A 19,651-nucleotide genomic window follows, 5' to 3' on the forward strand; every position below is an offset into this window, starting at 1 on the left:
GCATGCGCGTGTTCGTCCCGTCCTCGCACTCGTCCGCGTGTCCGTCCCCGCCCGGGTGCCCGCACCGGGTCGATGATGCAGCACAGACGGGTCGATGGTTCGGATGGTGCGGGGCGGAAGGGGCCTCGGCGGCGTCAGCCATGCTCGGCGCCGAGGTACAGGAGCACGGCGAGGACGCGTCGATTGACCTCCCTGCCGGCGGGGATGGCGAGCTTCGAGAAGATCGTGTTGATGTGCTTCTCGACGCCGCTGCGGCTGATGCAGAGGCGCTGAGCGATCGAGGTGTTGGAGAGTCCCTGCGCCAGGTGCGCCAGGACGTCCCGCTCCCGGTCCGTGAGCGCGGCGAGACGGGGGGCGAGTCCGTTGCTCGCGGCGAGGAGCTGGCGGATCACCTCGGGGTCGAAGGCGGTGCCGCCGGCGGCGACCGCCTCGATGGCGTCGAGGAAGTGACGGATGTCGGAGACCCGGTCCTTGAGCAGGTAGCCCACGTCGCCGGAGCCGTCCAGCAGCTCACGGGCATAGCGCCGCTCGATGACCTGGGACAGCAGCAGCACGGCGGTCCCGGGGTGGTCGCGGCGGATCCGCAGCGCTGCGTGCACGCCCTCATCCACGAAGTCCGGGGGCATGCGCACATCGATGATCGCGAGAGCCGGTGCGTGCTGGGCGACGGCGCGCAGCAGCTCGGTCGCGTTCGAGGTGCCGTCGACGATCTCGTGTCCCTCGAGGGCGAGGAGCTGGGCGACGCCCTCGCGCAGCAGGAGGGAGTCTTCGGCGAGCACTATGCGCATGGGAAGCGGGCCTCCACGGTCGTCGGGCCCCCGTCGGGGCTGGTCACCTGCATGGTCCCACCGCGGGCAGCGACGCGGGAGCGGATCCCACCGAGCCCCGGCCCGTCGGGATCGGCGCCGCCGCGGCCGTCGTCCAGGACCCTGATGCTCAGCGCGCCGGGTTCACGGGTGAGCCGGATCTCCAGCCGCGTCGCCCCGGAGTGCTTGAGCGCGTTGGAGACGGCCTCGCTCGCCGCATAGAAGGCGGCTGTCTCCGTCACGAGGTCGGTACGGCGCGCGACGTCCGAGTGCCGGTCGATGCCGGGGGCGGAATCAGGACGCGGGTCGATGTGCAGGGCGGTCGGCAGCGTCGTGCGGTCGCGCAGCGCCTCGAGGGCAGCGTCTAGGCCGTCGCGGGCGAGCATCGCCGGATGCAGCCGCCAGGACACCTCGCGCAGATCGTCCAGGACCGTCTGGACCTCGTCCCGGGCGCGGCTCAGGAGGGCGTCCTGCTCCTACCCGGGCACGGTGCGCTCGACGCGTGCGAGGAGCAGCGACAGGGCGACGACCCGCTGCTGGACGCCGTCGTGGATATCGCGCTCGATGCGTCGGCGCTCGCCGTCCACTGCCACGACCACATCGTCCAGGGTGGTGGACAGCGAGCGGACCTGCCGTTCCAGGTCCTCGGCGGCAGGCCGGGAGAAGGCGGCGCGTGCCAGGCGGGACAGCCAGCAGGTCCCGGCGAGCCCGCACAGCGCAAGGAACAGCAGCACCAGCCCGGGCGGCCCGAACCAGAGGACGGACTCCCAGGTCACGGCACCCGCGGGGGCGTCGAACACGGCCACCGGCCCACCGGTGGCGGCGCCGACCAGCATGCTCGCGCCGGTGACCAGGCCCAGCAGGATCAGCGCCCAGATCGCTGCGGCGAGAATGCCGAGCCCGAGCTGCACCCCGAGGAACGCGGTGGGGCGTCGCAGCGGACGCAGCGGCGCTGCGCGGAGCCCATCGGACGCGGTGCGGCCATCCGCCCAGGCATGAAGGCGGTCCACGGCGCCGAGCGCGCTGCGGGAGGAGCGCGCGTTCGCGGGCAGCGTCAGCAGGGCGACGACCAGAAGGGGGACCAGGGCGACGATCGCGGCCGCTTCGACGGTGCGGTGCAGCGCCGCATGCGCGACCTGGGGCGCAGCCATGACCGACCCGGTCCTCCTCATGATCGAGGTGTTCATCGTGCTGGGCGCGCCCGCAGGCCCTGACGGATCCGGATCGTGAGGAACCCGGCGAGAGCTGCCGCGCAGGCGATGATGACCAGCTTCTGCAGGATGTCAGAGTACTGCTTGACCAGATGCCAGTTCTCACCGAGTCCGTAGCCGGCCAGCACGAACACCGTGTTCCACAGGCCGCTGCCGATGCTGGTGAGCAGCGTGAACCGGCCCAGCGGCATCCGTTCGACTCCTGCGGGGATCGAGATGAGGCTGCGGAAGAGGGGGATCATCCGCCCCAGCAGGACGGCCTTCCCGCCGTGGCGGGCGAAACACGCCTCGGCCCGCTCGACATCGGCGACGCGGACCAGCGGCAGCCGACCGGCGACGCGCTTCAGGCGGTCCGCTCCGAGCCAGGCCCCGAGCCCGTACAGCATGAGCGCGCCGACCACGGACCCGGCGGTGGTCCACACGAGCGCCTCGATCAGGCTGAAGCTGCCTCGGCTCGCGGTGAATCCCGCCAGCGGGAGGATGATCTCGCTGGGGAGAGGCGGGAAGAGGTTCTCCAGGGCGATGGCGATGCCGGTGCCGGGCGCGCCGAGGGTCTCCATGAGGTCGACCGCCCAGGCGGCGACGGAGTTCAGGGGGGTGTCGGTGTCATGGTATCGACGCTAGGGCCACGGGCAGCGCGATCCACTCCTGCGTGCCACCCGAACAGGTGCGGAGAACCGCAGCGCTCGGTGTGATCCGGTACGCACGGGACGAATGCGTGCGGGTGATGGCATATGGCGATCACATGCGTGCATGCGTCCCGTCAGCCTCCTTGTCTGCGACCTCGCAGTGCACCGGGATGTCCGGCCACGGCTCCCCGGCGTCGAGCTCAGCACGCCAGGTCTGCAGCTGCTCCCGCGCCTCCGCGAGGGCGCGCTCCCTCTCGTCGAGGAGCTCGCCCAGCCGGTCCAGGCTCGACCGCGCCGCCTCGATCCTTCCGCGTACCGTGCTGTGCTCTGTCTTCGCCGCGAGGAGGTCGCGCACCTGGTCCAGGCCGAACCCGATCCGGCGCAGCGCGCCGACGATGCGCAGCTGGTCGAGGACCGAGGGATCATAGCGTCGCGCCCCGCCGCCCGTGCGCGCCGCCGGTGGGATGATGCCCTCGCGCTCGTAGAAGCGCAGGGCGTCCGGGCTCAGCCCGCTGCGGCGGGACACCTCACCGATGGGAAGCGACATACCAGGAGTAAAGCACGAGGCAGACCGCGACGAGCGCGCCCCGCACCAGATGGTGGCTGAGGTGGAACTCGCCGATCGTCCGCCCCCACAGAAGGGGAGCGGCGCACACCATCACTCCGGCGAGCAGGCCGAAGGCGATGAGCACCTCCCTTGGCGCGGGCTCGCCGAGGCGGGAGGGGAGCGCCGCGAGCGCCACGGCGGAGACGCTCAGCAGCGCGGCCGACGCATAGGCGATCAGGGGTGCCGCGAGGGCGGCGGGGCTCGCCCCGCTCTCGGGCACCGCCTGCGCGAAGGCGACGAGGGCGAGGATCTGGGACAGGGCCAGGAGCGCGAAGGGCGTGAGCAGGAGGATCCACATGCCGCCAGCACACTCCCTGGAGTGCGCTCCAGGTCAAGGGACGACGAGCGCCCCGTCCCTCGCGGGGGCGGGGCGCTCGGTCGCGATGCCGGACAGCGGCGCGCGCCGCCGAGGCGCTCAGGCCTTCGGCGAGGTCATGGAGAGCACGTCGAGGGCCTCATCGAGCTGGGCCTCGGTCAGCTCGCCGCGCTCGACGAACCCGAGAGCGATGGTCGCCTCGCGCACTGAGACCTGCTCCTTGACGGCATGCTTGGCGATCTTCGCGGCCGACTCGTAGCCGATGAGCTTGTTCAGGGGCGTCACGATCGAGGGGGAGGCCTCGGCATAGAAGCGGGCCTTGTCCTCGTTGGCGACGAGCCCGTCGACCGTCTTGTCCGCGAGGACCGTGGAGGCGCTGGCGAGCAGGCGGATCGACTCCAGGAGGCTGGTTCCCATCAGGGGGATCTGCACATTCAGCTCGAAGGCGCCCTGCGCGCCGCCCCAGGCGATGGCCGCGTCGTTGCCGACGACCTTCGCGCACACCTGGAGGACGGCCTCGGGGATGACGGGATTGACCTTGCCGGGCATGATCGAGGAGCCCGGCTGCAGATCGGGGATGGCGATCTCGCCGAGACCCGTGTTGGGGCCGGACCCCATCCAGCGCAGGTCATTGCAGATCTTCGTCAGCGACACCGCGATGGTGCGCAGCGCGCCGGACATCTCGACCAGACCGTCGCGCGCGGACTGCGCCTCGAAATGGTTGCGCGCCTCCGTGAGCGGGAGGGACGTCTGCTCGGCGAGGTTCGCGATGACCTTCTGCGGGAAACCGGCGGGGGTGTTGATGCCGGTGCCGACGGCAGTGCCGCCCTGCGGGACCTCGGCGGTGCGAGGCAGAGCCGCCTCGACGCGCTCGATCCCGTAGCGGATCGCGGCGGCGTAGCCCCCGAACTCCTGGCCGAGGGTCACCGGTGTCGCGTCCATGAGATGGGTCCGACCGGACTTCACGACGCTCTTCCAGGCCTCGGCCTTGGTCTCGAGGGACTCGGCCAGGTGGGCGAGTGCGGGCAGCAGCGTCTCGACGACGCCCGCGGTGACCGCGACGTGCACCGACGTCGGGAAGACGTCGTTGGAGGACTGGGAGGCGTTGACGTGGTCGTTGGGGTGGACCTCGAGACCGTCGTGGGAGGCGAGCGTCGCCAGCACCTCGTTCATGTTCATGTTCGAGCTGGTGCCGGAGCCGGTCTGATAGGTGTCCACGGGAAACTGGTCGTCGTGCGCGCCGGAGATGACCTCGTCGGCTGCGGCGATGATCGCACCGGCAGTGCGCTCGTCGAGCACGCCGAGCTCGAGATTGGCGCGGGCGGCGGCCTTCTTCACCTCGGCGAGAGCGTGGATGTGCGCTGGCTCCAGCCCCTGGCCGGAGATCGGGAAGTTCTCGACGGCGCGCTGCGTCTGGGCGCGGTACAGGGCGGACGCGGGTACGCGGACCTCGCCCATGGTGTCGTGCTCGATGCGGTAGCCGTCGGATTCGGCGGTGGTGTTCTGGGACATGTGCTGCTGCTCCCTGGTGGTGGTACGGAGACGTCGTTGTTCCGAGGAGGTCGGGGCCCGGGGCGCGGGCCCGGCGGCCCGGGCCGGATCAGGCGGGCCCGGGAATCCGGCCCCGCCCATCTTGCGGCGACAGACGGGGCACGGTGGATCGGGGCGGAGCCGGGAGCTCAGGCGAGCTCATGGCTCCACGGGGGATTGGCTCCGGCGCGGGAGACCGTCACCGAGGCCAGACGCGAGGCGCGCCGGAGCACCCCCGCGAGATCGTCGGACGGGGTGCTGGCGAGCTGCTCCCGCGCTCCGGCGCCCACCAGTCCCTTGTCGGCGAGGGCATCGAGGATGCCGGCGGAGAAGGTGTCACCGGCGCCGACGGTGTCGACGGCCTGCACCTTGAACGGGGCGACCTGGACGCGGCCGGCGTCGGAGAATCCGACAGCGCCCTCGCCCCCGCGGGTGAGGAAGGTGAGGCCCGGCCCGAGCCGGCGCCAGGACGCGACGACGTCCTCGACATCGTCCGTGCCGTAGAGCCAGGCGACGTCCTCGTCGGAGGACTTGACCACGTCGCTGAGCGCGATGTTCGCCTCGACCAGCTCACGGGTCGCTGCGGCATCGCCCATCAGGCTCGGCCGGGCGTTGGGGTCATAGCTGATCAGCGCGGTGTCGCGATAGCGGCGCAGCACGTCGACGACGGTCGAGGCGCCCGGTTGCAGCACGGCGGCGATCGAGGAGGTATGCACGGCGGAGACCTGATCGGGCAGTCCCGTCGGGTTCGGATCCCACTGGATGTCGAAGGTGTAGGTCGCAGCACCCGTCTCGTCCAGCACGGCCTGGGCGGTGGAGGTGGGGGCGTCGACGACGCTGCCGGGCGTGAGGGCCACCCGGGACTCCTCCAGGTGGGCGCGGATCGCGTCGCCTCGGGCGTCCTTGCCGATGTGGGTGAGCAGATGGCTGTCGTGGCCGAGGCGTCCGAGGGCCACGGCCACATTCAGGGGGGATCCGCCGGGGTGCTCGGCACGGGGGCCGTCCGCAGGGACGACGATATCCGTGAGGGCTTCACCGACGATGAGGAATGTGGCAGTCACCCGTCGATCATCGCAGGTTTCGCGCCTGGGGGCGAACTGTCCGGCCGCTGATGTGGACGGGTGCGGACCGGTGCGTGGACCAGTGGGGGATCACTCGCCCTGCCCTCAGGCGCGGCAGGGGAGAATGGGGGCATGCACGGTCCCTCCGACGCCTCTTCCTCACCCTCTCCGATGACGGCCGACAGCGCTGCACCCGACCAGGCTCCCACTGACCAGGTCTCGTCGGACCAGGCTCCCACCGACCAGTCCCCGTCGGACCAGTCTCCGTCGGAGCATGCTCCGCACGATCAGGTCCCTGCCTCGGCACCGGCCCCGGCGCCCAGGAAGTCACGCTATGCCGATATGGCGAGGACTCCGCTGCGGAACATGGTGTGGGCGATGAGCCTGACGATGGCGGTCGTCGTGCTCATCGCGATCGCGTTCTTCGGCGTCGGCAGCAAGGATGACCAGGAGACGCCCGAGAACTCGCAGCTGGATCTGTCGGAGACCGCGGAGCGCGCCCGCGGCGCCGTGGACTTCCCGGTCGCCGAGCCGGCCCTGGGTGAGGAGTGGACGGTGCGCACTGCGCGGCTGGATGCGTCGGACGTCGCCAGCTGGGAGATCACCTACACGTCGCCCGACGGAGAGCTGGTGACCCTGACGGAGCAGGAGGAGATCGGCGCCCCCGTCATCGCCGCGGCACTGCCCGGTGCATCGGTCGAGGAGGAGATCGAGGTCGAGGGGGCCCAGTGCCAGGTGCTCGCGACCGGCGGCTCCTCCGAGGAGGAGCTCGCCCGTGGGCTCTCCTGCGCAGGCGACGGCTGGGGGATCCTCGTGCACGGGACGACTGACGACGCCGAGCTGCGTGCGGTGATGGAGGCATCGATCAGCTCGATGAGCTGACACTCCGCTCGTTCTGCGCGACGACCGTCGGACCGGGTTCAGATCGGACGCGAGCACGGTCGGACGTGAGCACGGTCGGACGTGACGACCACCCCACGGGAGGCCGATCCGACCGGAACCGCGAGAGCCTCTCTCACCCCTCGTCGCGACGGGCCGAGACGGCGTCCTCGAGGCGTTCGCGGGCGCCATCGAGCCACTGCTGGCAGCGGCGGGCGAGCATCTCTCCGCGCTCCCACAGCGCGATCGAGTCCTCGAGGCCGCCCTGCCCGGACTCGAGTCGTCGGACCACGTCGACGAGCTGGTCCCGGGCGGCCTCATAGCTGAGCGCTGCGATGTCCTCGGGCAGCGCTTCGGCTGCGTCGGCGTCGGCGGGCTCGGCCGGCTCGATGCTCTCGGTGCGGTGGTCGTCGGCGGCGGTCATGCGGTCTCCTCGCGGGTCGGGGGGATGTAGGGGTCGTGCTCGGTGCGCTGGACGCCGAAGCGGCCGTCGGCGACCCTCACGGTGAGCGGATCGCCGGGAGCCGAGTCGGCGGGGGAGCGCAGGATCGCGCCGTCGGGAGTCTGCACGACGGCGTAGCCGCGCTCGAGGGTGGCCAGGGGGCTGAGCGCTCGGACCTGCCGTCCGAGGTGCGCGACCTCGTCCGCGGCGCGGTCGAGCCGTGCGCCGATGAGGGTGCGGGCGAGCGCCGTGCGAGAGCGGATCTCGTCGGCTCGGCCGGTGAGGATGGTGGTGGGATCCTCCAGCACCGGCCGTGAGCGGATCGCCTCCAGTGCGGACTGCTCGCGCTCGAGGCGGCCGCGGATCGCGGTGCGCAGACGGGTGCGTCCGAGTGTGAGCTGGTCCAGCTCCGCCTGGATGTCGGGGACCACTCGCTTGGCGGCGTCCGTCGGTGTCGAGGCGCGGACGTCGGCGGCGAGGTCGATCAGCGGCGTGTCGACCTCGTGTCCGATGGCCGAGACGATCGGGGTGGAGGCGGAGGCGACCAGGCGCGTGAGCTGCTCGTCGGAGAAGGGCAGCAGGTCCTCGAGCGAGCCCCCTCCTCGGGAGACGATGATGACGTCGACCTCCTCGAGATCGTCGAGCTCCCGCAGTGCTGCCGAGACCTCGCGCACGGCCTTCGCCCCCTGCACCGCGACCTCGCGGATCTCGAAGCGCACCGCGGGCCAGCGGCGCCGGGCGTTGACGACCACATCGCGCTCGGCGGCGGACTCGCGGCCGCAGATGAGCCCGACCGTGCGCGGAAGGAACGGCAGGGGCTTCTTGCGGGCGGGATCGAACAGGCCCTCCGCGGCGAGCACTCGCTTGAGCTGCTCGAGCTGCGCGAGGAGCTCTCCGATGCCGACGGGGCGCATGTCGTCGGCCTCCAGCTGGAGGCTGCCGCGCTTGGTCCAGAAGGTCGGCCTGGCGTGCACGACGACTCGCGCGCCCGCGACCGGCTCCATGGGCAGCGTGCGCAGGACGCGCTCGCGCACCGGGACGGAGAAGGACATGTCCACCTCCGCATCCCGCAGCGTCATGAAGGCCATGCCGGAGCCGGGGCGGCGGTTCAGCTGCACGATCTGGCCCTCGACCCAGATCGGCGACATCCGCTCGACGTACTCGCGGACCTTCACCGCCAGCTGGCGCAGGGGCCAGGGGTTCTCCGCGGTGGTCTGCGCGGCGGTGGGCGCGAGGGCACGGCGGGGTGCGTCGGCCGCGGCGCCCTCTGCTGCGGCGCCGTCGGCCCCGGGCTCCGGCTCGGGGAGGGTCTGGCTCATGGGTCCACTCTGGCATGTCCCGGTGACAGCTCAGCGGTGACGGGCCCGCTGGGGACGAAGGCCGCATGGGGAGGAGCACCGCGCCGTCGGATGTGGGATGCCGGTTGCCGGATGCCCGGGAGCACGGCGCATGTGGAGGGTTGGTGAGCCTCGCCCCACGGACCGCCCCATCGGGCCTGCGGTTTCCTACGATGGAGCGGTGAGCACCGGAACCGTCCTCCTGGCAGAGCCCCGCGGATACTGCGCGGGCGTCGACCGCGCCGTCGTCGCCGTCGAGAGGGCGCTCGAGCACTACGACGAGACCGTGTACGTGCGGCACGAGATCGTGCACAACAAGTACGTCGTCGATCGCCTGAAGGACAAGGGCGCCGTGTTCGTCGACGAGGTCGACGAGATCCCCGAGGGCTCGCTCGTGATCTTCTCCGCGCACGGCATCTCGCCGAAGGTGCGGGAGATGGCGAAGGAGCGCAACCTGCGCACGATCGACGCGACCTGCCCGCTCGTGACCAAGGTCCACAAGGAGGCGGTGCGCTTCGCGCGTCAGGACTACGACATCCTGCTCGTCGGCCACACCGGCCATGAGGAGGTCGAGGGCACCGCGGGGGAGGCGCCGGACCACGTCCAGATCGTGAACTCGCCCGACGACGTCGGCTCGGTCACCGTGCGCGATCCCGAGAAGGTCGTGTGGCTGTCGCAGACCACGCTCAGCGTCGACGAGACCATGGAGACGGTGGACCGGCTCAAGGAGCGCTTCCCGACGCTGCAGGCCCCGCCCAGCGACGACATCTGCTACGCCACGCAGAACCGGCAGGTCGCGATCAAGAAGATCGCTCCGGAGTCGGACCTGGTGCTCGTGGTCGGCTCCCCGAACTCCTCCAACTCGGTGCGTCTCATGGAGGTCGCGCTCGAGGCCGGCGCCAAGGCCTCTCATCGGATCGACTCCGTCGAGGAGCTGCGTGAGGAGTGGTTCGAGGGCGTCGGGACCGTCGGCGTGACCTCGGGCGCCTCGGTCCCGGACATCCTGGTCCAGCAGCTGCTCGCCGAGCTCGCCGAGCGCGGCTACGGCGACGTCAAGCCGGTGCGCACCGCGACCGAGGACCTGATGTTCTCGCTGCCGCGCGAGCTGCGCCAGGAGCTGTCCTCGCGGGGGGACGGCGACCGCCGCACCAAGCCCAGCGGGGACCGCGCCACCGCCGAGTCCTGATCGGCCGGCCGCCTGCCGCTGACGGCCTACCGCTGACGGCCTGCCGCCGACGGTCCGGTGCGCGCGGGTGCGGTCACCCGGCGGTCCGCCGTGGGAAGACGAACGCCGCCACGGCGACGGCGAGGGCTATCGCCGATGCCGAGGGGCTCGCCGCCGTGACGATGCAGGCTGTCGCGGCGTCTCTGGGGTTCACCACCATGTCCCTGTACCGCTACGTCTCCAGCAAGGAGGAGCTGCTGCAGCTCATGCAGGATGCGGCGCTGAGCATCCCCGAGGAGGTGCGGCTTCCTGACGGATGGCGCGAAGGGCTCCGGGCCTGGGCGCTGATGGTGCGCGAGGTCTATCGGTCGCACCCCTGGGCGCTGGAGATCCCGCGGGGCCAGGCCGCCGTGCTGATGCCGAACTCGGTGCGGGCGGCGGATCTGGGCGTCGGCGCGCTGGAGGATCTCGACATCGACGACGAGGCGAAGCTCGGAGTGATCCTGGTGATCTCCCAGCTCGCCGCCTCCATGGTCGAGCTGGAGCGCTCGCTCGCCGATGAGGGGATGCTGGCGGCGACCGCCGACGGAGCCGCGCTGCTCTCCGATGCGGTCACGAGCGAGCGCTTCCCGCACGTCCATCGGCTGTACGCCCTGGAGTCGCGATCACCTGCAGCCGATGCCGCCGTGCCGGTGCTCGAGGGTGCCACCCTCGAGGTCGACGACGAGTTCATGCTGGGTGTCGACCTGCTGCTGGACGGACTCGAGAAGCGACGGTCCCGCAGTCGGCAGGCCCGAGGCGGCGAGGCTCAGCTCGCCGACCGGCCGTCGTCGGCCTCCTCCTTGAGACTGCTGTCCGCAGGGGTGGCGAGATCGGCGATTTCGGACTCGTCGAGGGTGCGGGCTCGGCGCGTCAGCTGATCGACCTCATCGATCCGGGTGGCCGTCAGCCCCAGGTCCTCGAAGCGGCGTGCGGTCACCATCACGCGCGACTGCAGGGAGCCGACGGCGTCGTTGAACGCCGCGACCGAGGAGTCCAGCGAGCGCCCCACCTTGCCCAGGTGCCCGCTGAGGGTCCCGAGCCGATGATGGAGCTCCCGCCCGGTCTCCAGCACGGTGCGGGCATCGCGGTTCAGGGCGTCGGTGCGCCAGGTGTGCGCGACGGTGCGCAGCAGTGCCATCAGCGTGGCGGGGGAGGCGATCACGACGTCCTGGGTGAAGGCGTGCTCGAGCAGGCCCGGATCCGGTTCGAGCGCGGCCGCGAGCACTCCGTCGCTGGGGACGAACAGGACCGTGAACTCCGGGGTGTCGCCCAGCGCCTTCCAGTAGGCCTTCGAGGAGATCACGTCGACGTGGCGGCGCAGCGCCTTCGCATGCGCATGCCGACGACCCGCGGCGCGATCGGGATCGGCCTCCTCGACGGAGTCGAGGTAGGCCTCCATCGGCGCCTTGGCGTCCACCACCACCCGGCGGTCCCCGGCGAGGTGGACCACCAGGTCGGGGCGCTGACCGCCTGCGCCGTCGGCCCGCTTCCCCGGCAGCTGCTCGCTGAAGTCGACGTGCTCGAGCATGCCCGCGGCCTCGACGATCCGCCGCAGCTGCACCTCACCCCATCGCCCCCGCGCTGTGGGGGCGCGGAGGGCGGCCGTGAGGGCATGGGTCCCCGCATCGAGCTGCTCGGTACGTGCGGCGAGCTCCCCGAGGTGCTGGCGCAGCATCCCCTCGGACTCGGCGCGCAGCCGCTCGGTCCTTGCGAGGGCCCGCTCCACCTGGGCGAGGGACTCGCTGATGGGGGCGAGGGTGCGGTGGAGGCTCGCCTCCCGCGCCTGGTCCGCGGCCTCTCGTCGGGCCGTGTCGCGATCGAAGCGCTCACCGGCCAGATCCAGCAGCATGGCGGAGGCTCCCGCCTGCTCCTCGCGGCGGGTCTCGGCGGAGCGCGAGCGCTCGCGCATGATCAGGAACGTCCCGGTCGCACCGAGCGCGATGCCGAGCAGCAGGACCAGGACGAGGGGGAGGGCTTCCATCCCTCCAGCACATCACGCGGTCCCGACATTCCGGCCGCGACATGCGGCGCGGGGCACGTCGGGCCTGGTGGTGACGGCGCGGGTGGGGCATTCTGGGAGCAGTCGGAGCAGTTCCCGGGCGCATCCGGGGTCGGGGCAGGGGGTCGAGCATGGTCACGATGCGCAGGGGCCTGGGCCGACGGATCGGCATCGTCCTCTGCGCGATCGTCCTCGTCGTCGTGCTGATCTGGGGCGTCGCCCTCGTGCAGGTCACCCTGCTCCTGCCCCGGGACGCGCAGCGTGATGCGACGGCCGGCCTGGCGGCAGGGGTCGCGGAGCTGGCCGATCTCGCCGCCGCCGACGCCGCGATCCTGGATGAGGAGTTCGGTGAGCCTGTCGGCGCGGAGCGCAGGCTGCGCTGCGCGATCCACCCGGTCGACAGCGGCTGGTTCACCTCCGATCATCGACAGAGATGCACCCTGATCGAGGTCGAGTACCGCGAGGTCCCCGTCGGCCCGACCGATCAGAGGCGGACTGCGGCCGAGGCCGCGGCCCTGACGCTGCGGTCGGTCGACTCCTGGTCGGAGGGGGATGGCGCGACGGGCGAGCTCCTCGGCGATGACGGGACATGCCAGGAGGTGCTCCGCTCCGAGGTCGACAGCTCGGGCGACGGGCACGGCTTCCCGATCGACGACCCGGAGGCCGACCTGCATGCCGTCCTGGTCACCGATCTCGCTGCGGTCGAGGACTGCGCGCTGCCCTATCTGATCAGCGCCCGTCTGATGGACGAGCGGACGATCACGGATCCGTCCGCCTCCGCACCCGAACTGCCCGACGGCGCGGTCTCCCTGGTGATCGTGCGCAGCATGAAGGTCTCGAGCAGCTCGCTGGGATGCCTGCCGCTGCCGGTCTTCTGCCAGCCGCCGACGACGAGCGTCCGCATGCCCGACTCCTTCTGAACGACCTCGGCGACCGCGCTCAGCCGACCGTGCTCAGCCGGCTGCGCGCACGCGCTCTGGGTCGTCCCCGGGCTCCTGCTCGCCGCCGCTCGCCTCCCGGCGTGCCGCGAGCACCTGCGGCATGTGGGAGCGTGCCCATTCGAACAGGGCGTCGAGGGGTTCGAGGAGCGTGCCGCCCAGCTCGGACAGCTCGTACTCGACATGCGGCGGGACCTCGGCGAAGACGGTCCGCTCGACGAGCCCGTCGGCTTCGAGGGAGCGCAGGGTCTGGGTGAGCATCTTCTGGGAGATGCCGTCGATCCGACGACGGATCTGCGAGAAGCGCAGCGGACCGTCCTGGAGCGTGAGGATCACCAGCACCGTCCAGCGGTCGCCGATGCGGTCGAGCAGGCCGCGCGAGGGGCAGGTGCGGTCGAAGGGGTCGAAGTCGAGGGCCATCTGAGTCCTTCCGGAGCGGCCGGGAACGAGGTGGAGCTGGAGCTCCGGGCACCTCGAGGCAGTTACCTCAAGGTGCCTACTTCCCGACAGTTCCTAGGTTACCTATAGTGACCATCGAGTGCACAGAGGCGATCGGCTGTCGATCGGCTGTCAACCGGTTGTCGATCGGCGCCGTCGTCCCCGCCGCATGGCCGTCTCGGCCGTGCTCACCCATCGTCAGGGCGCATCCCGCCCGGAAGGAGCAGACATGGCTCGCATCATCGTCCTCGGAGGCACCGGCTACGCCGGCTCGCACATCGTCGCGGAGGCCGCTCGTCGCGGTCACGACGTCGTCTCCGTCTCCCGCACCGCCCCCGACTCCCTGCCCGAGGGCGCATCGCACGCGGCCGGCGACCTGCGGGACACGGCATTCGTCGGATCGGTGCTCGAGGGCGCCGACGTCGTCATCGAGGCGGCGTCCCCGCGCGGGGACCTCGCCGAGCCCGGCGCCCTGCGCGCCGTGTACAGCGCCGTGCTGCCGCTGGTCGGCAGTCGGCGGCTGGGCGTCATCGGCGGTGCAGGGTCGCTGCGGGTCTCCGAGGATGGCCCGCTCGTCATCGACACCCCCGAGTTCCCGGACGCGATCAAGGATGAGGCCCGCGAGCTCGGCGGCGTGCTCGAGGACCTCCGGGCGACAGGCGAGGAGCATGACTGGTTCTACGTCAGCCCCGCGGGCGGCTTCGGCGGCTTCGCGCCCGGAGAGGCGACGGGCAGCTACCGCACCGGCGGAGACGTGCTGCTGACCGATGACGAGGGTCAGTCCTTCATCTCCGGAGCGGACCTCGCGCTCGCCGTCGTCGACGAGATCGAGGAGCCCGCGCACCGTCGCGAGCGCTTCACCGTCGCCTACTGACACGGGCGCGCCCTCCGGATGGCACCGTGCTCCGGAGGGCGGCCCCCGCCGGTCAGTCGACCGACGAGGAGTCGATCAGCCAGTCGCCGTCGACCTTGACCAGATGGAAGTCGCCGGACTGCTCGTACTCGTCGCCGTAGTAGGTGTAGGTTTCCTCGACCGACACCGTCGCGGAGTCGCCGCTCCTCGAGGTCTCGACGATCTCGAACTCGAAGTCGGAGATCTCTGAGGCGGCGCTCTCGAAGTCGTCGCAGGTGGCCTCGGCGCGGAAGTCCTCGGTGGTGGTGGCGAAGAACGCCTCGCAGTCGCCGTCGACCCACGCCTGCTCGTACTGCTCGACCGTGCTGCGCGGGCCGCTCGTGGCGTTGATGACGAAGACGAAAATCAGGACCACGGCGACGATCGCCAGGATCAGGAGGCAGCCGCAGCCGCCGATCGCCCAGGGGAGCCAGCGCTTCTTGGACGTCGGCGGCTGGCCGCCGGCGGCCTGGGCGGGTGCTCCCTGGCCGGGTGCTCCCTGACCGGGGGTGCCCAGCCACGGTGACGCCGACGCAGGAGCCGAGGAGTCCGACGACGAGAAGCCGCCGGAGAACGCGGGCTGCTGGCCGTTCTGGGCAGGCTGGAACTCGGGCTGCTGGCCCGACTGGGGCTGGCTGGGCTGGGCGGGCTGGGGCTGGCCGGGCTGGGCGGGCTGGGGCTGGCCGGGCTGGGCGGGCTGGGGCTGGCCGGGCTGGCCCGGCTGGCCCGACGGAACAGCGCCGGGCGCCGCCGACGGAGGCTGCTGGCCGGAGGTCGGCGGCTGTGCGGGACGGCCGGAGGAGGGATCGGGCGCGGCGGGAGGCAGGGGATAGGTCATGCCGGAAGCGTATCGGTTCGCATTCGCGGAGACGCGGAAGAGAGCTTCGCCCCTTCGGCTGGGACGACCGCATCCCGGGCCGTAGACTCTCCTGCCGTGGCTCTCACCATCGGAATCGTCGGACTGCCCAATGTCGGCAAGTCAACCCTGTTCAACGCCCTGACCCGCGCCGAGGTGCTCGCGGCGAACTATCCGTTCGCCACGATCGACCCCAACATCGGCGTCGTCCCGCTGCCCGACCCGCGCCTCAAGGGGCTCGCCGAGGTCTTCGGCAGCGAGAAGCTGGTGCCCGCGACGGTGTCCTTCGTGGACATCGCCGGCATCGTCAAGGGCGCGAGCGAAGGAGAGGGGCTGGGCAACAAGTTCCTCGCGAACATCCGCGAGGCCGACGCGATCTGCCAGGTCACCCGCGCGTTCACCGATCCCGACGTCACCCGTGTCGACGGCTCCACCGATCCCTCCGGGGACATGGAGATCATCACCACCGAGCTCATCCTCGCCGACCTCCAGACCATCGAGAACGCGCTGCCGCGGCTCGAGAAGGAGACCAAGCGCAAGACCATCGAGCCCACCGTGCTCGAGAACGTCACCAAGGCGCAGGCGCTCCTCGAGACCGGCGTGACCCTGTTCCAGGGTGCCGAGGGCGCCGGCATCGACGTCGCCGAGCTGCGCGAGCTGCAGCTCATGACCGCGAAGCCGTTCATCTACGTGTTCAACACCGACGAGGAGGGCCTCGCCGACACCGCCTCCCAGGATGCGCTGCGCAAGCTCGTCGCCCCCGCCGAGGCGATCTTCCTCGACGCGAAGTTCGAGGCCGAGCTCATCGAGCTCGACGACGACGAGGCGAAGGAGATGCTCGAGTCCACTGGCCAGGAGGAGTCCGGCCTGGACCAGCTCGCACGCGTCGGCTTCGACACCCTCGGCCTGCAGACCTACCTCACCGCCGGTCCGAAGGAGTCCCGCGCCTGGACCATCCCCAAGGGCGCGACCGCCCCACAGGCCGCCGGTGTCATCCACACCGACTTCGAGCGCGGCTTCATCAAGGCGGAGATCGTCTCCTACGACCACCTCATCGAGGCCGGCTCCATGAACGAGGCCAAGGCCCATGGCTGGGTCCGCATGGAGGGCAAGGACTACGTCATGCGCGACGGGGATGTTGTTGAGTTTCGGTTTAACGTCTAGCGTTATTGACGCTGGTCGTTGCATCCTGGTTTCGTGATTAGGTCGTTCGGCGACAAGGTGACCGAACGGCTGTGGCGTCGTGAACGCGTGCACTCGATCGATCCTCGGATCCATCGAGTCGCATTGCGAAAGCTGCGTCAGCTGGGATCCGCGAAGATGCTTGACGACCTGCGCGTCCCACCCGGCAATCGGGCCGGCCAGCACAAGCATCAGGATCAACGACCAGTGGCGGGTCTGCTTCGTGTGGACCGACGCCGGACCAGAGGAGGTGGAGATCGTTGACTACCACTGACAAGATCGCGCGCTCCATCCCGGTGAGGTCCTCATGGAGGACTTCATCGAGGGCTTCGGCATCACACAGAACAAGCTGGCAGTGTCGATCGGCGTACCGCCGCGACGCATCAACGAGATCGTCCACGGTAAGCGGCGATCACGGCGGATACCCCGCTGCGCCTCGCGAAGTTCTTCGGCACCTCGGCCGAGTTCTGGATCAACCTCCAGAGTCACTACGAGCTTGACCGTGCAGAGGACCTGGCGGGCGAGCAGATCGCGGCGATCACACCGCTGAGCGTCGCATGAGCGTTGCGTCCCCGGCGCTGCGCCGGCTTCGTCCTGACGATGCTCCCGCCGTGCTTTCGGCTTTCAGGTCCAACCCCGACATGGCGCCCCAGGGCGGCGTGTCGACGCTCGCCGAGGCGGATAGCTACGTGAGCAGGTTGATGGAGCCGGGCTCGCCGCACGAAGCCTGGCCCGTCGTCGCTGAGGATGCGCTCGTCGGCCTGGTGTGCGTGAGCGTCGACGACGAGAACCGTAGCGGCTGGTTCTGATACTGGATGACGGATGCCGCCCGCGGACGCGGCTGGACTGCCGCGGCCGCTGCCACCATCGCGAAGTGGGCGCTGACCACACGTGGGCTGGAGCGCCTAGAGCTCGGTTATCGGGTGAATAACCCCGCATCAGGAGCGGTGGCGAGGCGATCGGGGTTCGTGAAAGAGGGGACCGAGCGTGAGAAGTTCCTCGTGGACGGTCAGCGGATCGACGTGGACACCTACGGACGGCTGGGATCCGATCCTTCACCATCCTTCGATCCCCTCCCGATGATCGACGGGTAGCGGCGGGGCTCCAGATGGTTCTCCGTGCCGGAACTCGGTCAAATTTCGTTTTGCGCTTTAACCTCTGACGGCTCTAGGTCGTGAAGAATTAGTGGCGATCTCGCCAGTTGTGCGAAGCGTCGATCAGTTCCTCAAGCGCGTCACGGGTGCTTGCTAGCGTGGCCCGATCCGGCCGTCGTAAACCAGAAGGTGGTCGACGAGCAATGGTATGGCGCACGGCTCAATTCTGTCGGTGTCATTGTCGGCGTCGCTCACCCCGACGTTGCGATCACATCTGTTGCGCTCGCTGAACTGCTTGCCAGTGTTCTGGGACTACCGGACGGTCGCCGTAAGACTTAACTGGCCAGGCACATCGAATCGGCGCTTGCGCCGTATCGAGGGAGTCGTTCGGTGTTGCCCTTCGATGACGTGGCGGCGGAACGCAAGAACGCTGACGTTCTTGCCGATCGCGAGGCCGCCCGCGAGCCGGTCGGCTAATGCTGTTGGCTCAACTGCCAGATTCTTGAACGGAGGCCGTCGAGTTTGTTGTTCACTGCGTCGACGTCGTCGGAGGCAATCTCGTGACCGTTGGCCGGGTGGATCACGAGATCGTTCAGGCTGCCCATTCCTCCGAACGCGGAGCGTACGTCCCCGGGCACCGCGCGCCCGCTTGCGAGTCTGGCCGCGGCTCGTCGAGCCCACGATGACCACCAGTCGTCGCTCACTTGGTCCAGGAGACTGCTCAGATTCATGAGTTCGACCTGCAGTGCGTCGTACGGCATGAGTTGAGTTTAGGGGCTCTTCGGACATCCGGTGGGGGTCATGGGGTGAGTCCGCCGGCGGCGAGGAGCATGCGGAGCCGGTAGTTGTGCCGGTTGCGGTAGCCGCGGGCGAGGCGGCGGTGGAGCTCGATGATCCCGTTCACGGCCTCGGTGCCACCGTTCGATGACCGCCCCGTCGTGAAGTACGCCAGGAACGCGTCGCGCCAGCGGCGGAGGGTGCGGCCCAGTCGTGCGATCTCGGGGATCGGGCAGGTGTGGAACGTGTCGACGACTTGCTCAGCGATCCGCCGCCCCGCAGCCAGATCGCCCTGGTGGTAGGCGGAGCGGAGTTGCTGCGCGCACTGCCAAGCGACGGACACTTCGTCGTGCGCGGGGTCGGCTTCCATCGCCGCGGTCAGCCTCACCCGCTGCTTCTCGGTGAGGTTCTCGGCCCCGGCGCGCAGGATGGTCTGCACCCCGTAGAGCGGGTCGCCCTTGCGTCCGCGGTGCCCGAGGGTGTCCTGCTGAACGCGACGGCGGACCTCGTCGACCGCGGCGGTGCCGAGCTTCGCAACGTGGAACGCGTCGAGGACGGCGACGGCGTCGTCGAGCTTGTCGTCGATCGCGGTCTTGTATCCGGCGAACGGATCCAACGCGGCGACCTTCACCTGCTTCCGGAACGCGTCGCCGCGCTCACCGAGCCAGGTCGCGTACGCCTTCCCGGATCGACCGGGCACCAGATCCAGCAGCCTGGCCCGCGTCTTCCCTTGGCTGTCGCGGGTGAGGTCGACCATCCCGGTCAGCTCCTTCGGCCCCCGTCGGCGCGGGTCGACGTGATGCCAGACGTGCTCGTCGACGCCGAGGCTGGTGACATTCTCGAACCGGGACTCGTCCGCCGCGAGCTTGACCAGTTCGGGTTCGACGGCCCGCCACACCGTCTTCCACGACGTCCCGAGCTGCCGGGCGAGTCCTTGGATGGTGGCGTGCTCGCGACGCAGCTGCCCGATCGCCCACGCGACGGCGCGCTTCGTGATCGACCCGCGCGGCGCGACCAGCGACGGGACCTGTTCCACGAACGTCTTCCGCGGACAGCCGGACTCGCCGCACCGCCACATCCGCTGCCGCCACACCACCCTCACCCGCGTCACACCCGGCACGTCATGCAGCACCCGAAGGCGCCGACCACGGCTCGTCACGAGCACGCCGCACCCCGGGCAGCCCGTCGGGGACGCCGGAGTCGAAACGGTCACCACAAGAAGTCCGTCGCGACGCTCGACGTGCTCGACATGGACGCCGTCGAGGCCGAGCAGCAGGTCGCAGCGGGCACACGGACAGTCGGCGGGGCGCGCGTCAGCGCACCCCGAAGTAGGGTGAAGCACGTCGAGGTCCTCGGTCGGAATCAGAGAGTTAGCGCTTCTGATCCTCGGGGACCTCGACCCCTACCGCCGAATCACCGCCCGGCCACCCTCACCCCACCGGATGTCCGA

General features: G+C 70.4%; 23 protein-coding genes and 3 pseudogenes. 11 read left to right on the plus strand and 15 right to left on the minus strand.

Annotated elements, in window-relative coordinates; translation table 11 throughout:
- Positions 1-134: 134 nt before the first annotated feature.
- From ACZ5AJ_RS02360 to ACZ5AJ_RS02395, 8 genes are all read right to left on the minus strand, one after another.
- On the minus strand, positions 135-788 hold the full coding sequence (locus ACZ5AJ_RS02360) for a response regulator transcription factor (protein WP_464136758.1): 654 nt from the start codon (positions 786-788) through the stop codon (positions 135-137).
- Positions 779-1,216: a sensor histidine kinase gene (locus ACZ5AJ_RS02365; protein WP_464136759.1), complete on the minus strand. Its 438-nt coding sequence runs from the start codon at positions 1,214-1,216 to the stop codon at positions 779-781. Before ACZ5AJ_RS02365 ends, ACZ5AJ_RS02360 begins: the two co-directional genes overlap by 10 nt.
- A gap of 66 nt (positions 1,217-1,282) precedes the next feature.
- Entirely contained in the window at positions 1,283-1,957 is a 675-nt protein-coding gene (locus tag ACZ5AJ_RS02370) for a histidine kinase (protein ID WP_464136762.1), read from the minus strand.
- A 32-nt stretch (positions 1,958-1,989) separates the two neighbouring features.
- Positions 1,990-2,577 (minus strand): DedA family protein, encoded by a 588-nt coding sequence (locus ACZ5AJ_RS02375; protein ID WP_464136763.1) that lies wholly within the window; start codon positions 2,575-2,577, stop codon positions 1,990-1,992.
- A gap of 181 nt (positions 2,578-2,758) precedes the next feature.
- Positions 2,759-3,193, minus strand: coding sequence for a MerR family transcriptional regulator (locus tag ACZ5AJ_RS02380; RefSeq protein ID WP_464136765.1), 435 nt, complete (start codon positions 3,191-3,193; stop codon positions 2,759-2,761).
- A complete protein-coding gene (locus ACZ5AJ_RS02385) occupies positions 3,174-3,551 on the minus strand; it encodes a hypothetical protein (protein WP_464136766.1) in 378 nt (125 codons plus the stop codon). The genes ACZ5AJ_RS02380 and ACZ5AJ_RS02385 overlap by 20 nt, the downstream gene beginning before the upstream one ends.
- Before the next feature lie 117 nt (positions 3,552-3,668).
- On the minus strand, positions 3,669-5,081 hold the full coding sequence (locus ACZ5AJ_RS02390) for a class II fumarate hydratase (RefSeq protein WP_464136768.1): 1,413 nt from the start codon (positions 5,079-5,081) through the stop codon (positions 3,669-3,671).
- A 167-nt stretch (positions 5,082-5,248) separates the two neighbouring features.
- Complete coding sequence (locus ACZ5AJ_RS02395) at positions 5,249-6,160, minus strand: carbohydrate kinase family protein (protein WP_464136769.1); 912 nt, start codon at positions 6,158-6,160, stop codon at positions 5,249-5,251.
- Between the two features lie 342 nt (positions 6,161-6,502).
- Between ACZ5AJ_RS02395 and ACZ5AJ_RS02400 the strand changes: the two genes are divergently transcribed.
- A complete protein-coding gene (locus ACZ5AJ_RS02400) occupies positions 6,503-7,042 on the plus strand; it encodes a DUF4245 family protein (RefSeq protein ID WP_464136771.1) in 540 nt (179 codons plus the stop codon).
- Positions 7,043-7,175: 133 nt separating this feature from the next.
- Here the strand turns inward: ACZ5AJ_RS02400 and ACZ5AJ_RS02405 are convergent, their stop codons facing one another.
- Both ACZ5AJ_RS02405 and xseA read right to left on the minus strand, forming a co-directional pair.
- A complete protein-coding gene (locus ACZ5AJ_RS02405) occupies positions 7,176-7,463 on the minus strand; it encodes an exodeoxyribonuclease VII small subunit (RefSeq protein ID WP_464136772.1) in 288 nt (95 codons plus the stop codon).
- Entirely contained in the window at positions 7,460-8,800 is a 1,341-nt protein-coding gene (gene xseA / locus ACZ5AJ_RS02410) for an exodeoxyribonuclease VII large subunit (protein WP_464136774.1), read from the minus strand. The genes ACZ5AJ_RS02405 and xseA overlap by 4 nt, the downstream gene beginning before the upstream one ends.
- A 199-nt stretch (positions 8,801-8,999) precedes the next feature.
- Between xseA and ACZ5AJ_RS02415 the strand changes: the two genes are divergently transcribed.
- Together ACZ5AJ_RS02415 and ACZ5AJ_RS02420 are read left to right on the plus strand one after the other, a co-directional pair.
- On the plus strand, positions 9,000-10,004 hold the full coding sequence (locus ACZ5AJ_RS02415; protein WP_464136776.1) for a 4-hydroxy-3-methylbut-2-enyl diphosphate reductase: 1,005 nt from the start codon (positions 9,000-9,002) through the stop codon (positions 10,002-10,004).
- Positions 10,005-10,165: 161 nt separating this feature from the next.
- The gene (locus tag ACZ5AJ_RS02420) at positions 10,166-10,903 is read left to right on the plus strand and encodes a TetR/AcrR family transcriptional regulator C-terminal domain-containing protein (protein ID WP_464138674.1); all 738 of its coding nucleotides are present in this window, start codon (positions 10,166-10,168) and stop codon (positions 10,901-10,903) included.
- Here ACZ5AJ_RS02420 and ACZ5AJ_RS02425 read toward each other — a convergent pair.
- Positions 10,792-12,006 carry a DNA recombination protein RmuC gene (locus ACZ5AJ_RS02425; RefSeq protein ID WP_464136777.1) on the minus strand — a complete coding sequence of 405 codons (1,215 nt, stop codon included), beginning with the start codon at positions 12,004-12,006 and terminating at the stop codon, positions 10,792-10,794. The two genes, ACZ5AJ_RS02420 and ACZ5AJ_RS02425, sit on opposite strands and share 112 nt — an antisense overlap.
- A gap of 158 nt (positions 12,007-12,164) precedes the next feature.
- Between ACZ5AJ_RS02425 and ACZ5AJ_RS02430 the strand changes: the two genes are divergently transcribed.
- On the plus strand, positions 12,165-12,944 hold the full coding sequence (locus ACZ5AJ_RS02430; protein ID WP_464136778.1) for a hypothetical protein: 780 nt from the start codon (positions 12,165-12,167) through the stop codon (positions 12,942-12,944).
- Between the two features lie 33 nt (positions 12,945-12,977).
- Here the strand turns inward: ACZ5AJ_RS02430 and ACZ5AJ_RS02435 are convergent, their stop codons facing one another.
- Positions 12,978-13,382 (minus strand): winged helix-turn-helix transcriptional regulator, encoded by a 405-nt coding sequence (locus ACZ5AJ_RS02435; RefSeq protein WP_464136780.1) that lies wholly within the window; start codon positions 13,380-13,382, stop codon positions 12,978-12,980.
- Between the two features lie 247 nt (positions 13,383-13,629).
- Between ACZ5AJ_RS02435 and ACZ5AJ_RS02440 the strand changes: the two genes are divergently transcribed.
- Positions 13,630-14,274: an NAD(P)-dependent oxidoreductase gene (locus ACZ5AJ_RS02440; protein WP_464136782.1), complete on the plus strand. Its 645-nt coding sequence runs from the start codon at positions 13,630-13,632 to the stop codon at positions 14,272-14,274.
- A 52-nt stretch (positions 14,275-14,326) separates the two neighbouring features.
- Here the strand turns inward: ACZ5AJ_RS02440 and ACZ5AJ_RS02445 are convergent, their stop codons facing one another.
- Positions 14,327-15,130 (minus strand): nuclear transport factor 2 family protein, encoded by an 804-nt coding sequence (locus ACZ5AJ_RS02445; RefSeq protein WP_464136784.1) that lies wholly within the window; start codon positions 15,128-15,130, stop codon positions 14,327-14,329.
- 96 nt (positions 15,131-15,226) lie between these two features.
- Here ACZ5AJ_RS02445 and ychF point away from each other — a divergent pair, with 96 nt between their 5' ends.
- The 6 genes and pseudogenes from ychF to ACZ5AJ_RS02475 all read left to right on the plus strand — a co-directional run bounded on the left by ychF (position 15,227) and on the right by ACZ5AJ_RS02475 (position 17,424).
- Positions 15,227-16,312, plus strand: coding sequence for a redox-regulated ATPase YchF (gene ychF, locus ACZ5AJ_RS02450; RefSeq protein ID WP_464136785.1), 1,086 nt, complete (start codon positions 15,227-15,229; stop codon positions 16,310-16,312).
- A gap of 33 nt (positions 16,313-16,345) precedes the next feature.
- Positions 16,346-16,604: pseudogene (locus tag ACZ5AJ_RS02455) on the plus strand (type II toxin-antitoxin system RelE/ParE family toxin).
- Positions 16,591-16,891: pseudogene (locus ACZ5AJ_RS02460) on the plus strand (HigA family addiction module antitoxin). Before ACZ5AJ_RS02455 ends, ACZ5AJ_RS02460 begins: the two co-directional pseudogenes overlap by 14 nt.
- On the plus strand, positions 16,888-17,139 hold the full coding sequence (locus tag ACZ5AJ_RS02465; RefSeq protein ID WP_464136787.1) for a GNAT family N-acetyltransferase: 252 nt from the start codon (positions 16,888-16,890) through the stop codon (positions 17,137-17,139). The pseudogene ACZ5AJ_RS02460 and the gene ACZ5AJ_RS02465 overlap by 4 nt, the downstream one beginning before the upstream one ends.
- A 6-nt stretch (positions 17,140-17,145) precedes the next feature.
- Positions 17,146-17,241, plus strand: a pseudogene (locus ACZ5AJ_RS02470) (GNAT family N-acetyltransferase); the annotation flags it as partial.
- 57 nt (positions 17,242-17,298) lie between these two features.
- A complete protein-coding gene (locus ACZ5AJ_RS02475; RefSeq protein ID WP_464138792.1) occupies positions 17,299-17,424 on the plus strand; it encodes a hypothetical protein in 126 nt (41 codons plus the stop codon).
- A gap of 473 nt (positions 17,425-17,897) precedes the next feature.
- Here the strand turns inward: ACZ5AJ_RS02475 and ACZ5AJ_RS02480 are convergent, their stop codons facing one another.
- The gene (locus ACZ5AJ_RS02480; RefSeq protein WP_464136789.1) at positions 17,898-18,185 is read right to left on the minus strand and encodes a DUF6966 domain-containing protein; all 288 of its coding nucleotides are present in this window, start codon (positions 18,183-18,185) and stop codon (positions 17,898-17,900) included.
- Positions 18,186-18,223: 38 nt separating this feature from the next.
- Entirely contained in the window at positions 18,224-19,543 is a 1,320-nt protein-coding gene (locus ACZ5AJ_RS02485) for an ISL3 family transposase (protein WP_464136791.1), read from the minus strand.
- Between the last annotated feature and the right edge of the window lie 108 nt (positions 19,544-19,651).

This window comes from Brachybacterium zhongshanense (assembly GCF_055385755.1).

Excerpts from the sequence above, each read along its gene's own strand:
- ACZ5AJ_RS02360 (WP_464136758.1), bottom strand. The coding sequence starts at position 788 with ATGCGCATAGTGCTCGCCGAAGACTCCCTCCTGCTGCGCGAGGGCGTC.
- ACZ5AJ_RS02370 (WP_464136762.1), bottom strand. The coding sequence starts at position 1,957 with ATGGCTGCGCCCCAGGTCGCGCATGCGGCGCTGCACCGCACCGTCGAA.
- ACZ5AJ_RS02375 (WP_464136763.1), bottom strand. The coding sequence starts at position 2,577 with ATGGAGACCCTCGGCGCGCCCGGCACCGGCATCGCCATCGCCCTGGAG.
- ACZ5AJ_RS02380 (WP_464136765.1), bottom strand. The coding sequence starts at position 3,193 with ATGTCGCTTCCCATCGGTGAGGTGTCCCGCCGCAGCGGGCTGAGCCCG.
- ACZ5AJ_RS02385 (WP_464136766.1), bottom strand. The coding sequence starts at position 3,551 with ATGTGGATCCTCCTGCTCACGCCCTTCGCGCTCCTGGCCCTGTCCCAG.
- ACZ5AJ_RS02390 (WP_464136768.1), bottom strand. The coding sequence starts at position 5,081 with ATGTCCCAGAACACCACCGCCGAATCCGACGGCTACCGCATCGAGCAC.
- ACZ5AJ_RS02400 (WP_464136771.1), top strand. The coding sequence starts at position 6,503 with ATGGCGAGGACTCCGCTGCGGAACATGGTGTGGGCGATGAGCCTGACG.
- ACZ5AJ_RS02405 (WP_464136772.1), bottom strand. The coding sequence starts at position 7,463 with ATGACCGCCGCCGACGACCACCGCACCGAGAGCATCGAGCCGGCCGAG.
- xseA (WP_464136774.1), bottom strand. The coding sequence starts at position 8,800 with ATGAGCCAGACCCTCCCCGAGCCGGAGCCCGGGGCCGACGGCGCCGCA.
- ACZ5AJ_RS02420 (WP_464138674.1), top strand. The coding sequence starts at position 10,166 with ATGCAGGCTGTCGCGGCGTCTCTGGGGTTCACCACCATGTCCCTGTAC.
- ACZ5AJ_RS02425 (WP_464136777.1), bottom strand. The coding sequence starts at position 12,006 with ATGGAAGCCCTCCCCCTCGTCCTGGTCCTGCTGCTCGGCATCGCGCTC.
- ACZ5AJ_RS02430 (WP_464136778.1), top strand. The coding sequence starts at position 12,165 with ATGCGCAGGGGCCTGGGCCGACGGATCGGCATCGTCCTCTGCGCGATC.
- ACZ5AJ_RS02435 (WP_464136780.1), bottom strand. The coding sequence starts at position 13,382 with ATGGCCCTCGACTTCGACCCCTTCGACCGCACCTGCCCCTCGCGCGGC.
- ACZ5AJ_RS02440 (WP_464136782.1), top strand. The coding sequence starts at position 13,630 with ATGGCTCGCATCATCGTCCTCGGAGGCACCGGCTACGCCGGCTCGCAC.
- ACZ5AJ_RS02445 (WP_464136784.1), bottom strand. The coding sequence starts at position 15,130 with ATGACCTATCCCCTGCCTCCCGCCGCGCCCGATCCCTCCTCCGGCCGT.
- ACZ5AJ_RS02465 (WP_464136787.1), top strand. The coding sequence starts at position 16,888 with ATGAGCGTTGCGTCCCCGGCGCTGCGCCGGCTTCGTCCTGACGATGCT.
- ACZ5AJ_RS02480 (WP_464136789.1), bottom strand. The coding sequence starts at position 18,185 with ATGCCGTACGACGCACTGCAGGTCGAACTCATGAATCTGAGCAGTCTC.